The organism is Allokutzneria multivorans (genome assembly GCF_039537405.1).
GTDB lineage: Bacteria > Actinomycetota > Actinomycetes > Mycobacteriales > Pseudonocardiaceae > Allokutzneria > Allokutzneria multivorans.
Map to the genome: position 1 here is coordinate 695,680 of NZ_BAABAL010000005.1, position 13,596 is coordinate 709,275.

Here is a 13,596-nt window from a genome sequence, read left to right on the forward strand (position 1 = left end):
CGGGGTATGTCTACCCGCCGCGACGAGTGGGCGGAAGGCGGTTCGCATATCTTCGACTGCGCTCGCAGCACATCACGTGGAGGCAGCCGTGCGGTTCAACGAGGACGCCGATCTGGACGTCTCACAGGTGGAGGACCTCCGTGGCTCCGGAGGTGGCGGGGTCGGCGGCCGCGTCGCCATCGGCGGTGGCGGGCTCGGCATCGTCGGGCTGGTGCTCTACTTCCTGTTCTCGCAGATCGGCGGCGGGGTGAACCTGCCAGCGGTGCCCGGATTCGGCCTGGAGCAGGTGGAGCGCGGCGGCCGGGTGGACAACGCCAGGCTGGCCGAGGAGTGCCGGACCGGGGCGGACGCCAACGCCAAGGAGGACTGCGCGCTGGTCGCGGTGATCAACTCGATCCAGGGCTACTGGAAGCAGCAGTTCGCCGAGTCCGGGCGGACCTACCAGGCGGCGCCGACCAACTTCTTCCGCGGTGGCGTGAACACCCGCTGCGGCAGCGCGACCTCCGACGTCGGGCCGTTCTACTGCCCCGCGGACTCCGAGGTCTACATCGACCTGGGCTTCTTCACCGAGCTGAGGCAGAAGTTCGGTGCGCAGGGCGGACCGTTCACGCACGCGTACGTGCTGGCGCACGAGTACGGGCACCACGTGCAGAACCTGCTGGGCACCTCGCGTCAGGTGCGCGGGAGCGCGACCGGGCCGACGTCCGGTTCGGTGCGCCTAGAGTTGCAGGCCGACTGCTACGCGGGCGCGTGGGCGAAGCACGCGACGACCACGCCGACCAGCTCGGGCAAGCCGCTGATCACCCAGGTCACGCAGAAGGACATCGACGGCGCGCTGGACGCGGCGGCCCGCATCGGCGACGACTTCATCCAGTCGCAGCTCGGCGGGCGGAAGGTCGATCCGAGCCAGTTCAGCCACGGCAGCTCGCAGCAGCGGCAGAAGTGGTTCACCACCGGGCTGCGCTCCGGCAACCCGAACTCCTGCGACACCTTCCGCACCAACGACCTCGGCTGACACACCAGGACACACCACAGCCCCGGGTAAGGGCCCGGGGCTGTGGTGGCGAGCTGATCAGGCGGTGATGTGGTCGTGCGTGTGCTTGGCCAGCTTCAGGCCGGGGGCCGAGCGCAGCGCGGCGAGCCTGGCGTTCTTGCGGGCAGCGCGTGAGGGAACGCCGTTGACGTCCTCGGTGCTGGTCGCGTACGCCCCGACCGACCAGGCGATGGCACCGGAGTTCCGGTTCAGCGCGGCCTGGTTGATGTTGCCGAGGTTGTCGCACGCCTGGTGGTAGCACTTGTCGTAGGCGACACCCGCCTGACCGCCCCACTTCTCGGCCTGCGCGGCGGTCATGATCCCCTCGGCGCCGGTGAACAGGCCACCGGCCGGGATGCCGACCTTGATGAACTCGCCGTAGTCGGAGCGACCGGAGAAGTCCGTGCCCTCACTGGGAACGCCGCGCTTGGCGAAGTAGTCGACGAAGGTCTTCTCGATCTGCGCCGAGCCGTACGGGCCGGCGCCCGCGCCCGTCTTGTCCGAGTCGTCGCCGTCGTAGACGAAGTACGCCGCGTTCGGCGAGCCGACCATGTCGAAGTTCAGGTAGAGCGCGATGTCCAGCTGCTGCTCGAAGGTCAGGCCCTGGACGTACTTGGTCGAGCCGACAAGGCCCAGCTCCTCAGCGCCCCACCAGGCGAAGCGGACCGCGTTCTTGACTTTGGCGGTGCCGCCGAGCTGCAAAGCGGTCTCCAGCAGCGCAGCCGAGCCCGAGCCGTTGTCGTTGATGCCCGCGCCGCCGTCGACGCTGTCCAGGTGCGAACCCGCCATCACGACGTTGTCGACGCGACCGGTGCGGGTCTGGGCGATGATGTTGCGGCTGGGCCGGGCCTCGATGTGCACGCGCAGGTCCACCGCGGTGGCAGCGCCCGCCTTGGCCGCGAGCGCGGTGCCCTCGGCCTTGGTCACGCCGCCGGTCGGGACCTTCGCGCTGGCCGCGTCGCCGAGCGTCCAGCCCTCGGGCCCGGTGTCGCTGTTGTCGGAGATGATCACGGCCTTGGCGCCGAGTCCGGCCGCGTTCAGCTGCTTCTGCGCGAAGGAGCACGCGCCCCTGCGGATCAGAACGACCGCGCGGCTGACCGGGAGCCCGGCGAAGTCGCTGGTCTCGCAGCCGGGGCTGCCGTCCTCCGGCACGACCACCAGCGGGCCGGAGACGCCGCCGACCGCGGTGTTCGGCGAGAACTCCAGCGGGTCCGCCGCGGCCTTCACGCCGCCCGCGTCCACCGTGCCCGCGTCGATGATCTCGTGGTCGTAGGTGAAGGTCGGTGTGGCGACGTCGAAGCCCGACGCGCGCAGCTTTCCGGCCACGTAGTCGATGCTGGCGTCGTAGCCCTTGGTGCCGGCGGCGCGGGAGCCGCCGTTGGCGTCGGCGATGCGCTGGAGGGCTCGCAGGTGCCGGTGCACGTTCTCGACGGTGACCTTGCGGTCGAGCTGCTTGGCGAGCGCGGGGCCGTCGATCTCACCGCCGGGCGCCGAGGGGCCGGGGATCGCGCCCGCCGACGCGGAGCTGATCGCCAGCCCCGCGCACACCGCGGTCGCGAGCAGGGATGTTCGGAGAGCCGTACGGGGTGAACGCATGCGTGCTCCTGAATTAGTTCCGCCCAATGGCGACACCCTTGTCGGCACGTCCTTGCTGTTCAAGGGGTTATCCGGCCGTCCGGACTAGGCCAGGCGGCGGTATCGGCGCGGCCGACCTCGCGCAAGGGGTTCGTCTCGTTCGGGTAACCGTCCCATCCCGACTCGGGTCGGGTGATCGTCGCGGCGCCGGGCCCGGGTGTCGGCCGTTTGCCGATAGCGTCGGCACCATGCAGGCGATCGTGATCCGTGAACCAGGTGGTCCCGAGGTGCTCAGGTGGGCGCCCTTGCCCGACCCGAAGCCGGGAAAGGGCGAGGTGCTCATCGAGGTCACCGCGACAGCGGTGAACCGCGCAGACCTGTTGCAGCGCAAGGGTTTCTACCCTCCGCCGCCCGGGGCTTCGAAGGTGCTCGGCCTGGAGTGCTCCGGCACGGTCCTGGCCGTCGGCCCCGAGGTGAGCGGCTGGAAGCCCGGCAACCAGGTGTGCGCGCTGCTCGCGGGCGGCGGTTACGCCGAACGGGTTGTGGTGCCCGCCGCGCAGCTGCTCCCGGTGCCGCAGGGCGTTGACCTGGTGACCGCGGCGGGCCTGCCCGAGGTGGCCTGCACCGTCTGGTCGAACCTCGTGATGAACGCCGGCCTGACCGAGGGCGAGACCCTGCTGGTGCACGGCGGCGCCGGAGGCATCGGCACGTTCGCCGTGCAGGTCGGCCGCGCGCTCGGCGCCAAGGTCGCCGTCACCGCGGGCACCGACACCGGCCTTGAGCGCTGCCGCGAGCTCGGTGCGGAGATCGCCGTGAACTACCGCACCGAGGACTTCGTCGAGGTCGTGCGCAAGGCGACCGGCGAGCGCGGCGCGGACGTGGTGCTCGACAACATGGGCGCCGCGTACTTCGAGCGCAACGTCGAGGTGCTCGCGCAGGACGGCCGCCTGGTCGTGATCGGCCTCCAGGGCGGGGTGAAGTCCGAGCTCAACCTCGGTTCGCTGCTGACCAAGCGCGCCACCGTGTCCGCGACCGCGCTGCGCAGCCGCCCCGTCGAGGGCCGCAACGGCAAGGGCGAGATCGTCGCGCAGGTCCGCAAGCACCTGTGGCCGCTGATCGCCAACGGCACCGTGAAGCCCGTCGTGCACACCACGCTGCCCGTCAAGTCCGCGGGCGACGCCCACCGCATCCTCGAAGCGGGCGGCGTCATCGGCAAGATCATCCTCGTGGTCCGCTCATCCTGAGCCCCGCCGTTTCGTACCCGTAGCGGTGCCCACCCGCCCCCGCTACGGGTACGAAACGGAGTTCTCCACAGCGCCCACCCACAGCCCCGCGCACTCTGTGGACAACCCCGGCACGACGTGAGGGTCCCCGCCCAGGGGGTCCCCCTGTTTCCAGTGTTCAGGACAACGTGGCCAGCGCGAAAGCACCTGTCCCCAACCTGTGGACAACCACCCCCGTTGTGGACAACTCCCCCGCACGCGCCCTCCACAACGCCCCCACAGGTACCTGAACGCGCTGAATGAGTCATTGAGGTACTTGAGCGTCCTGAATGACTCATTCAGGACGCCCAACGCACTGAATGAGTCATTCAGGTACTTCGGCACGCACCAAACGACCCGTTCAGAGCCGTCAGCGCACTAAACGACCCGTTCAGGGCTCCCAACGCACTGAACGGGTCGTTCGGCGCGCTCAACGCACTGAACGGGTCGTTCAGCGCGTCCGCCATCGCGGAGGCCGGGGTCAGGAGGGGGCGAGGGTGGAGATGGCGAGGCGGGTGCCGGAGGGGTCGGAGCGGGTGAGGAGGTCGTACTCGTCCTGCCAGCGGGCGGCCACGGTCAGCTCGCCGGGGCGGTCGACGTCGTCGAGCACGAGGGTGGCGCCGGGCGCCATGGCCCAGCGCAGGGTGGGCAGCGCGGGGTAGCGGATCATCGACTGGCCGGGGTCGGTGCTCGGCGGGCCGTCCACGATCAGCATGTCCACCAGGCCGTACTGGTCGACGTAGGCGGCGACGGCAGGGGAAACGATCTCGGTGGAGTACCACCGCATGCCGTTGGCGTTCTTGGCGAGCGGGGCGTGCACGACCTTGGCGACGCCGTGCAGGCCCTCGCGGCGCAGCTGCGTCTCGGCGTAGGTGGTCCAGCGCTCGTCGTTGTCGATGGACAGCAGGCGCCCGTACCCGCGCCGCGCCAGCAGCCTCGCGAGCACGATGGTCGACGGGCCGGTGCCGCACTCGACGAGCACGGTGCGCCCGCCGAGCAGGACCTCGTCGAGCAGCGCGGTCAGGCCGGTGGGGCGCAGCGTCGCGGTCGCGGAGAACGGCAGGTACTCCGTGAGCAGCGGACCCAGGCGCATCCACGCGTTGAGGTCCGCCATCGCGCGGCGCAGCGACTCGTCCAACCCGGCCTCCAGCTCCTGGGTCAGCGCAGCTCGGCGATGGCGCGCACGAGCTGGTCGACCTCGACGGTGTTCGTGTAGTGCGCGAGGCCGACGCGGACGGCGCCGCCGACCTCTCCGACGCCGAGCGCGGCGAAGACGCCGTTCTGGCCGTTGTCGGAGAAGGCGCAGATGCCGCGTTCGGCGAGGTGCTCGACGGCGGCCCACGCCTTGGTTCCGGCGATGGTGAACGCCACGGAGGGGATGCGGCGCATGGCATCGCCTATGACCATCACGTGGCGCAGCGCGCGCAGTTCGTTGATGAGACTGGCCATCAGGCCCGCCTGGTAGGCCTTGACGGAGCCGAGCGAGGTCAGCAGCCGTTCGCGGCGCGGCCCGATCGCGGCGTCGTCCAGGGTCGCGAGGTAGTCCACGGAGGCCACGACGCCGGCGAGCAGCGGATAGGCGTGCGGGCCGAGCTCAAGGCGCTCGGGGCCGCGCGCGCCCGGGTCCAGCGAGCACGAGGCCAGCCGGTCGAGCAGGCTCGCGTCGCGGAACACCAGCGCTCCGACGGGCGGGCCGCCCCACGCGGACGCGGAGACGGCCACGATGTCGGCGCCCATCGCGGTCATGTCGAGCGGGAGGAACGGGGCGGCGGCGGAGGCGTCGACCACCACGAGCGCGCCCGCCGCACGCGCGTAGTCGGAGATCTTGCGCACGTCCGGGCGAGTGCCGACGGCACCGGAGGCGGCGGTGATCGCCACGACCTTGGTGCGGGAGCTGACCAGGTCGCCGTACTGCCACGCGGGCAGCTCGCAGGTCTCGATGTCGACCTCGCCCCAGCGGACCGTGCAGCCCGAGCGCTGGGCGGCGCGCTGCCACGGCAGGACGTTGCCGGGGTGGTCGAGCCGGGAGACGACGACCTCGTCGCCGAGCAGCCAGCCCTGGCCGACCGCGTCGGCGAGGCGCTCCAGCAGCACCGCCGAGCTCGGGCCGAGCACGACCCCGGCTGGATCGGCTCCGACCAGGTCGGCGAAGGCGCGGCGAGCGGCTTCGACGATCGCCTCCGCCCGTTGGGAGGCAGGGAAGATCCCGCCGGGACCGGAGACGGGGGCGCGCAACGCCGTCGACACCGCCGTCGCCACCCCTTCGGGGACTTGCATACCGGCCGGTGTGTCCAGGTGCACCCAACCGTCGCCCAGTGCGGGAAAGAGCCCACGGACTTGAGCGACGTCGAACGCCATGCGACACACCGTACGGAGGATGTCCAGTCCCGTGGTCGGCGGGTAGGCGACGTCACGCAGCAGAGTCGGACGGTTACCACGGCCGGGTCGCATCGCGGTGGCCGCTCGGGCCAGGATGGTGGCATGACTCAGCCCAGCGACAACGACGGCGAGCAGCGGGTCGTGGTCATCGGACCGGACGGCACCCCGATGGGCGCGCTGCCGACCGGAGGTTTCGGCCAGAACGGCGAGGATGCCGACGGCTCGCACGAGGTGACCGACCTCGTCGAACAGCCAGCCAAGGTGATGCGGATCGGCACCATGATCAAACAGCTGCTGGAGGAGGTGCGGGCCGCTCCCCTCGACGACGCCAGCCGCAGCAGGCTCAAGGAGATCCACCGCTCCTCCATCAAGGAGCTGGAGCAGGGGCTCGCCCCCGAGCTGCGCGAGGAGCTGGAGCGGCTGACCCTGCCGTTCGAGGAGGGCTCGACGCCCTCGGACGCCGAGCTGCGGATCGCCCAGGCCCAGCTGGTCGGCTGGCTGGAGGGGCTCTTCCACGGCATCCAGACCGCGCTGTTCGCCCAGCAGATGGCCGCGCGGGTGCAGCTGGAGCAGATGCGCAGGGGCGCGCTGCCGCCCGGCCTCGGCGGCGGGGACGAGCAGGGCGGACCGAAGATCAGCGGGACCGGCCAGTACCTCTGACTGCTCCGTTCGGCGGAGCCACAACCTAGTTGAAAATGGTTATCGTTCTCTCTGGATTCCTTCCAGAGAGGCGATAGCCATGCGTTCCCTTCCCCTCGCGACCGCCTTACTGAGCGCGGTCGCGCTCGCCAGCCCCGCGCAGGCGGCCCCGGGCCCGGCCCGGCTGCTCGTCGCCGACCCCGCCGCGAGCACCGTTCACGTGCTCGACGCCCGCACCGGGCGGATCACCGGTTCGCTGCCCGGTCGCAAGCTCAACGACCACGCGGGAACCGTCGTCCTCGCCGACGGACGCGTGCTCTTCGTGGACGACGCGGCCAAGCAGCTCGTCGTGGTCAACGTCGCGGGTGCCGAGCCCCGCATCGTCGGCACCGCCCCCGTCGAGGGCGAGGTCTCGCACTTCGCCGTGGACGCCACGGCGCGCTTCGCCGTCGTGGCGGGCAGCGAGGGCCACGAGCACGAGACCGCCCGTGAAGAGCACGCAGGGCACGCCACGCTCACGGCGGTCGACCTGACGACCTTCAAGTCCGGGCACGGCGTCGTCCACAGTGGAGAGCCGGGCGTGCTGGTCGACGGTGGCACGGTCCTGCACCGCAACGACGCACCCGCGCAGCTGGAGAGCTACCGCCTGACTGACGTCGTCAAGGCGAACGGCGAGCACTTGACGGCTGCCGCCAAGCAGGCGATCGGTGAGCACGGGCACGGCGAGGCGTTCTCCCCGAAGCACCGGCGCGCGATCACCGCGACCGAGCGCGGCGTGGACCTCACCGAGGTGACCCGCCAGGGCGGCTTCGGCGATCAGCGCGTCGCGGCGTGGGGCGGCCCCGGACGCGGCTTCTACCTCCGCCTGCACGACGACGCGGACACCGCCGTGACCTACGTGCGCGACAACGCCGACCCCGACTGGACGAAGTGGACGGAGCACGCGTACCTGCTCGACGTGCGCAGCGGGAAGACGACGCGCACGTCCTTGGGCAGCGGCTACGTGTTCCGCTTCGGGCTCTCCGACGAGCTGGCCGGGTACGTGGTGCACGGCGCGGCGCGCGACGAGCTGGCCCTGGTCGACGTCAACGCGCGCAACGGCGGCTTCGGCGGGCTGACGCGTCGAGTCGATCTAGGTGTCCTGCCGGGCGGCCCCCAGGCCGGAAAAGATCCCTTCACCGCCCAGACGAGGAAGATCGCCCTCGACGACCGGGGCGCGACGGCCTACCTGACCGCCGGTGGCCAGGGGCGGGTGGACGTGGTGGACACCGCGGCCGGACGCGTCACCAGGTCACTGGCAGTGCCGACGGCACTCGACCGGGGCGGCGCGATCGCCATCTGGGAGCCGGGGGTGTCGCACGCGGACACCGTCGGTCGCTAGCGCGGGCGGGCGCGCGTTCCGCCGTCCGTGGGACGCGCGCCTTTTCCACCCGACCGGGAATGTGCCGGAGAAGCGCAAAATCGCCGTGGGTTGCACACTGGGGGGCACAGTTGCAGTCCCTGACTCCCAATTTCGGAGGAGCCCCCTGTGAATGCGCTCCGTGGCAGCAGAATCGGCGGCGTGAGCTACGAGGCCGACACCGACAAGGATCTGGCCCCGCGCCAGGTGACCCGGTTCGCCTGCCCTCGCGGCCACGAGTTCGGCGTCATCTTCGCCGTCGACGCCGAACCGCAGGACACCTGGATCTGCCGAAAGCACGGGGTCACGGCGGTGATCGTGGACGGCAAGCCCGCCGAGCAGCAGGCGAAGCCCGGCCGCACCCCGTGGGACATGCTGCGCGAGCGGCGGACGATCAGCGATCTCGAAGAGCTGCTCGACGAGCGGTTGGCGCTGCTGCGCCAGCGGCGTGAACTCGACAGCGAAGTGACCTAGCCGAAAAACGCACTACCGCCCATTTCGGGCGCCTATTCATGCAATCGATTGACCTAAATCGGGCGCACCGAGGGCGAGCGCGTGCACGAGCCTGCGCCGGTGCCCAAGATCAAGAACAACGTCGATCCAGCACCCCAGCGGTCGGCACCGGAGACCGTGCGCGGTGGCGCGCAGCCAGGCCCGGTGCACCGCCATCCCGGCCAGCACGTGCGTGCGCAGCGCCTGCTCCGGGGTCGGCTCGACCTCGCCCAGCACGAGCAGCAGCGCGCCGCTGTCCGCCACCTCTGGCTGACCGCACGACCGCGCGGCGAGCGCGGCGGCCAGCTCGGGGTGGTCAGCGGGCTCGATCAGCACGGCCTCGACGCCGTCGGCCGCTGCCAGCACCTCCTCCGCGACGTCTTGGGGCACGCGGCCCGACACCGGCCAGGGCGCGCTGTGCCTGGCGAGGACCTCGTTCACGTCCACCGGCTCGCTCTTCGGCAGCGGGATCGGTGCGAGAGCGGCCAGCTCAGCCAGCGCGGAGTTCACAAGGGACAGCTCGGGCGCTGGCAGTTCCGGCATCTGTCCGATGTGGACCGATCCGATCATCGCCAGCGGGAACTCCGAGCGCGAGGCGGGCGCGACACCGCCGACGACCACCTCCGCCTCGCCGAACCCCGCGAGCGCGTGGCCGAGGTCCAGCAGCAGGACCGGCAGCGAGCGCGGGCCATAACGCCAGGTCGTACGCGACGGCACGAGCGAGAGGACCACGCCGTTGCCCGCGCCTTCACGGGGCTCGGCCAAGGCGTGGGCGAACGGGTCGTAGGTCCACGCGACGTCATCGATGACCACGTGCGCTTCGACCGGGTAGCGCCCACCGGCCGAGGGCACGCGGCGCAGCCGGACTCCGCCGAGCTTGCGGTCTGGGTCGGCCGCGAGCGCGAGATCGAGCAGTCCGCCGATGCCGTCGTCAGGCCAGCGCGGTAGCGGAACCGGCTCGCCCGTCCAAGTCCGGCGTGCGGGCGGGCGCAGCTCGGGCACGGTGGGGCCGGGGTCGGCGCCGGACCACGCGGCGTTCAGAGCTGCGAGAACGGCGCTCACAGGAACGGCGGCGGGTCGAGCACCAGGCCTTCCGGGCCGGAGAGCGGGTCCGCTCCGGGCGCCCACCCCCGCTCGGCGATCACCTGGCGCCATCGGGGCAGGCCGAGGTAGCGGAACGCGCCAGGTGCGTTGGGCACCAAGCCGGTCGCGCAGACGCGGCGCACGCGCAGCGGGGTCTCGGCCACATCGGAGGTCGTAAGATCGACACTGGCCACCCGGCAGCCGCTCGCCCGCAGACTTGCCTGGAGCGAGTGGAGATCACCGCGCGGCAGGTCCTCGACGCCGATCAGCTCGCTGGGCTCGGTGAACCTCGGCAGGAGCCGGTCCTGGACGCGCTTGTCCAGCCAGACCTGGGGTTGCGCACCGAGATCCCGGACTCGTCCGAAGTGGACACCGGTGTCGTCGGAGTACGCGCGGTCCTCGCGGTGCGGCAGGTAGAGCCCTTCGGCGAGCACGCCCGCCTTGATCGCCGCGAAGACCCAACCGTCCGGTTCGAGCAGGCCGAGCGTGAACACCCACGTGTGCACGGCCTCCAGCACGGCCTTCACGCAGGCTTCGGCCGGATCGAAACGCGCGGCGCCGCCACCTGCGACGATGCCGGTCGTCTCGTCGATCGCGACCGCCGCGACGCAGGCGACGGGGTGTTCGGTCGGCAGCTCGACGAGGTGGATCCGCAGGCGTGATCCAGCCAGCTCACCGGCGAGGCCGGGCACTGAGTCCAGGTCGATGCCCCGGGTCGGGCCGCCGAGGTGCCACCACAGCTCCAGCGCGTCGCGCTCCAGCAGTTCGAGCAACCCGCGCCGGAACGCGTCGTCGCCGTCGGCGCCGGTGGCGATGCCCGCGTAGTTGAGGTGGTGCGTGCGCGGCTCACGGCGGCGCTGACCGGAGAAGAAGTTCAGGTAGACCCACGACGCGGGCAGCCAGCACGGTTGGCCGTCCTCCTCGCCCTCCACCCACAGCTGGGCGAGGTCGGCGTCGAAGGGCCGATACGGAACCTGTTGCCACGGCGCGAAGAACGGCAGGTCATCGGGGCCGAACAGGCTTGCGCCCTCGGCTTGCAGCTCGGCCGCTGTCGCCCGGCGCAGGCCGTTGGGCACGCGGTTGCCGCAGTAGCGCTCGACGGCTTCGCCGATCGCGGCGATGCGCGCGCCGTCGACGTCGCCGAACGTGGTGCCGAGGCTGACCCGGTCGGCGGGCCACGCCCCGAGCCGCCGCGCGTCCGCGACCTCGGCGGTCACCCCTCGGTAGCGGTGGGGAGCACCTGGAACGTGCTCGACGTCGACCAACCGCCGGATGACTCCGGTCAGCGGATCGATCAGCGCGTCAACGGGCAGTGTCACCTGCCGACCTCCTTGATCACTTCAACCGGTTCCCCGTCTGACCACGGCAGAGCGAGCGAGCAGTTCAGGACCTCGCGCCGGCTCGGCAGCAGTTCCGTCGCGTCGACCGCGTCGACCCCGGTGTGCGGGTTGCGGGCGTGGCGCGGCCAGTGGTGCCCGGCGATCTCCAGGCGCAGCCGCGAGTTCGGTGGCACCTCCGCGCCGACCGGCCCGATCTCGGCTCGAACCGTCGTGGGCTCGCCCGGTGTGTGTTTGTGCCGCACCACCGCGTTCCCGAGCTGCGGCCACGATCCGTCGGGCATCTCCACCGCGAGGCGGAACACCCAGTCGGCGTCCGGCGCGTCGGCCACCGCCTCGATCTCCACGTCGACCAGGCCCGCCAGCACCCCTGCTTCAACCTCAACGACCGCGAGCGCCCGATCCTCCCGTTCGGCGTCGCACCGCAGGTCAACGCCAACGTCACGCGACGGGAACGGACGCGTCGGCTCAGCCTGGAACTCCCGTTTCGTACTCATAACAGGAGTCGGAGGTGCTCGCCTCACTGCTTTGAGCACGAAACGGGACGAGACGGCGATGGCGGAGTGCCGCGAAGGCGGGGCGGTGGCCCAGGAGGTGTAGAGGGAGCCGATTCGCTTGCCTGCCAGCGTGCTTCGCGTGTCGAGGTCGTGCGCCCAGTCGCCGATGACGAGGGTGGTGGGACCGCGCCAGGTGTCGGCGAGGCGGAGGGTGTGGCGGAGGAAGGGGTCGCGCAGACCACCGACGGCGAGCAGCGGAGTGTCCACTGTGGACAGCTCGGTCCACAGGTCGCTGAGTGGTGGCGCGTCCCAGAGGGTCTGCCAGGCGGGCGTGGTGAAGGCCTCGCGGATCGGCAGGGCTTCGAGGGAGTACGGGAGCGGAGTGGCGCGGGCGGTCGGAGCGCCGCCGTGCTCGGCCCACCAACCGAGGCGGCAGGCCAGGCGTGCGGCACCGCCCGGTTCGCGCGCGGTTTCGCCCAGGCCGAGCGCGGGAACTGCGGCGATCACTCCGGCCAGGTCGCCTTCCAGTGCGGTCACGACGGCGCAGTACGCGGCGTAGGAGGCGCCGACCGCGAAGACTCGGCCGTCGGAGAAATCGTTGTCGTGCAACCACTTCAACACTGTGGCGCCGTCCGCGCGCTCGTTGGCGTAGGGCTCGAAGTCGCCGGTGGAGCCGTAGCGCCCGCGCACGTCGACCACGACACAGGTGAAGCCGCGCTTCGCCCAGCCATGGGCCTCCGCGAGGTGGTTGTGGCGGCCGTAGGGCGTTCGGATCAGCACTGCGGGGCCGCGCTCGGCGGACCTGACCACGGTGGCTGCCAGACGTGCGCCGCCCCGTGGGATGACGTGCTCTTCCACAGGGGTCACGACGCGGCCTCTGGGACGCGGAGCACCGGGTGATCGGTGATCGCGGCGGTGTCCAGGTCGAGCACGCGGAGCCGTCGGCGGGCAGGCAGCGACGACGTGAACGAGCCATCGCGCTCCGTCGCACCGAGCGCCCATGCGCGGAGATCGAGCGCGGCCAGCGATGCGACGGCCGCCACGTCCACGTCGTCCATGGCGTCTTCGCCGGTGACCGGAGCTTCGGCGGCCCAGAAGGCACTCAGGTGCTCGTGGCCGGACCCGGCTGCGGCGAGGCGGCGCTTGCGGACGTCGGAGTGCCGGATATCCCCAGGCTCGGCGGCGATCGGCTCGATCAGCGCATGGCGTCCCTCGCGGCTCACGCGCTGCCACGCGATCCCGCGTTCGGGCAGGTCATCGAGGCTGTCCCACCACGAGGGCGCGGGCCCGTCGGAGACTGTGCACACAGCCGAGAACCCACCTGTGGACAACTCTGTGGACAACTGAGGGGCAGTTGTCCACAGATCACCTCGCTCAGTGAGTGGTCCGAGGACGCAGGGTTGTGCACCTGCCCTGCTCAGGGCCACCTTGAGGCCTTCGACCAGCACGGACGAGCCGATGAGGGCCACGATCGAGTTATCCACAGGCCACTGTGCGCGACCGCCGAGGAAGCCCGCTTCGCGGAAGGCGCCCAGCTCAGCGGGCGCGTCGGCCGAGTTGTCCACAGCCAGCGCGCCGCGCACGGCCGCCGCCGCGTCCTCGGGCAGGGCGACGCCGACGATCTCGCCGTCCGGGCAGCGCAGCGCGGGGCCGCGGCCGGGCACGTCGAAGAGGACAGCTCCGGGGATGAGGCGCTCGCCCACTGGGACTCCTTCCAGAACAGGTGGCTGACACAGCGGTGGCCGCCGCCCCCTGAGCGGGAGCGGCGGCCACCTGGTGACTCAGTCCTGGTCGTCGAACGGGTTCTCCACCAGGGCGTTGCTGTGGCTGGCCGAGTTGTGCGGCAGCTCGCGCTCGGACTCGACGCGCACGAAGATCTTCTCCATCTCGCAGTTCACCT

General features: G+C 71.3%; 13 protein-coding genes. 5 read left to right on the top strand and 8 right to left on the bottom strand.

Annotated elements, in window-relative coordinates; all coding sequences use genetic code 11:
* The first annotated feature begins 88 nt into the window (after positions 1-88).
* Entirely contained in the window at positions 89-1,015 is a 927-nt protein-coding gene (gene ypfJ / locus ABD798_RS07310; protein ID WP_344871934.1) for a KPN_02809 family neutral zinc metallopeptidase, read from the top strand.
* 57 nt (positions 1,016-1,072) lie between these two features.
* Here the strand turns inward: ypfJ and ABD798_RS07315 are convergent, their stop codons facing one another.
* Positions 1,073-2,629, bottom strand: a complete 1,557-nt coding sequence (locus tag ABD798_RS07315) for a M28 family metallopeptidase (protein ID WP_344871936.1) — start codon at positions 2,627-2,629, stop codon at positions 1,073-1,075.
* Positions 2,630-2,856: 227 nt separating this feature from the next.
* Between ABD798_RS07315 and ABD798_RS07320 the strand changes: the two genes are divergently transcribed.
* Positions 2,857-3,852, top strand: a complete 996-nt coding sequence (locus ABD798_RS07320; RefSeq protein WP_344871938.1) for an NAD(P)H-quinone oxidoreductase — start codon at positions 2,857-2,859, stop codon at positions 3,850-3,852.
* Positions 3,853-4,351: 499 nt separating this feature from the next.
* Here the strand turns inward: ABD798_RS07320 and ABD798_RS07325 are convergent, their stop codons facing one another.
* Positions 4,352-5,008 carry a class I SAM-dependent methyltransferase gene (locus ABD798_RS07325; protein WP_344871940.1) on the bottom strand — a complete coding sequence of 219 codons (657 nt, stop codon included), beginning with the start codon at positions 5,006-5,008 and terminating at the stop codon, positions 4,352-4,354.
* 20 nt (positions 5,009-5,028) lie between these two features.
* Positions 5,029-6,228, bottom strand: a complete 1,200-nt coding sequence (locus tag ABD798_RS07330; RefSeq protein WP_344871943.1) for a cysteine desulfurase-like protein — start codon at positions 6,226-6,228, stop codon at positions 5,029-5,031.
* 123 nt (positions 6,229-6,351) lie between these two features.
* On the opposite strand from ABD798_RS07330, the gene ABD798_RS07335 reads away from it, so the two are divergent.
* From ABD798_RS07335 to ABD798_RS07345, 3 genes are all read left to right on the top strand, one after another.
* Complete coding sequence (locus ABD798_RS07335; protein WP_344871945.1) at positions 6,352-6,909, top strand: bacterial proteasome activator family protein; 558 nt, start codon at positions 6,352-6,354, stop codon at positions 6,907-6,909.
* A gap of 79 nt (positions 6,910-6,988) precedes the next feature.
* Positions 6,989-8,269 (top strand): YncE family protein, encoded by a 1,281-nt coding sequence (locus tag ABD798_RS07340; RefSeq protein WP_344871947.1) that lies wholly within the window; start codon positions 6,989-6,991, stop codon positions 8,267-8,269.
* Positions 8,270-8,416: 147 nt separating this feature from the next.
* Positions 8,417-8,761, top strand: a complete 345-nt coding sequence (locus ABD798_RS07345; RefSeq protein ID WP_344871949.1) for an RNA polymerase-binding protein RbpA — start codon at positions 8,417-8,419, stop codon at positions 8,759-8,761.
* 36 nt (positions 8,762-8,797) lie between these two features.
* Here ABD798_RS07345 and ABD798_RS07350 read toward each other — a convergent pair whose 3' ends face one another.
* The 5 genes from ABD798_RS07350 to amiA all read right to left on the bottom strand — a co-directional run bounded on the left by ABD798_RS07350 (position 8,798) and on the right by amiA (position 13,582).
* A complete protein-coding gene (locus ABD798_RS07350; RefSeq protein ID WP_344871951.1) occupies positions 8,798-9,841 on the bottom strand; it encodes a hypothetical protein in 1,044 nt (347 codons plus the stop codon).
* Complete coding sequence (locus tag ABD798_RS07355) at positions 9,838-11,181, bottom strand: YcaO-like family protein (RefSeq protein WP_344871953.1); 1,344 nt, start codon at positions 11,179-11,181, stop codon at positions 9,838-9,840. Before ABD798_RS07355 ends, ABD798_RS07350 begins: the two co-directional genes overlap by 4 nt.
* Positions 11,178-12,563, bottom strand: coding sequence for a CocE/NonD family hydrolase (locus tag ABD798_RS07360; RefSeq protein ID WP_344871955.1), 1,386 nt, complete (start codon positions 12,561-12,563; stop codon positions 11,178-11,180). The genes ABD798_RS07355 and ABD798_RS07360 overlap by 4 nt, the downstream gene beginning before the upstream one ends.
* Positions 12,560-13,399, bottom strand: coding sequence for a hypothetical protein (locus tag ABD798_RS07365; protein ID WP_344871957.1), 840 nt, complete (start codon positions 13,397-13,399; stop codon positions 12,560-12,562). The genes ABD798_RS07360 and ABD798_RS07365 overlap by 4 nt, the downstream gene beginning before the upstream one ends.
* 78 nt (positions 13,400-13,477) lie before the next feature.
* Positions 13,478-13,582 (bottom strand): streptamidine family RiPP, encoded by a 105-nt coding sequence (gene amiA / locus ABD798_RS07370; RefSeq protein ID WP_246842970.1) that lies wholly within the window; start codon positions 13,580-13,582, stop codon positions 13,478-13,480.
* Positions 13,583-13,596: the final 14 nt, after the last annotated feature.

What these genes read in the sequence shown, in the direction of transcription:
- ABD798_RS07315 (WP_344871936.1), bottom strand. Translation starts at nt 2,629, where the DNA reads ATGCGTTCACCCCGTACGGCTCTCCGAACATCCCTGCTCGCGACCGCG.
- ABD798_RS07320 (WP_344871938.1), top strand. Translation starts at nt 2,857, where the DNA reads ATGCAGGCGATCGTGATCCGTGAACCAGGTGGTCCCGAGGTGCTCAGG.
- ABD798_RS07330 (WP_344871943.1), bottom strand. Translation starts at nt 6,228, where the DNA reads ATGGCGTTCGACGTCGCTCAAGTCCGTGGGCTCTTTCCCGCACTGGGC.
- ABD798_RS07335 (WP_344871945.1), top strand. Translation starts at nt 6,352, where the DNA reads ATGACTCAGCCCAGCGACAACGACGGCGAGCAGCGGGTCGTGGTCATC.
- ABD798_RS07340 (WP_344871947.1), top strand. Translation starts at nt 6,989, where the DNA reads ATGCGTTCCCTTCCCCTCGCGACCGCCTTACTGAGCGCGGTCGCGCTC.
- amiA (WP_246842970.1), bottom strand. Translation starts at nt 13,582, where the DNA reads ATGGAGAAGATCTTCGTGCGCGTCGAGTCCGAGCGCGAGCTGCCGCAC.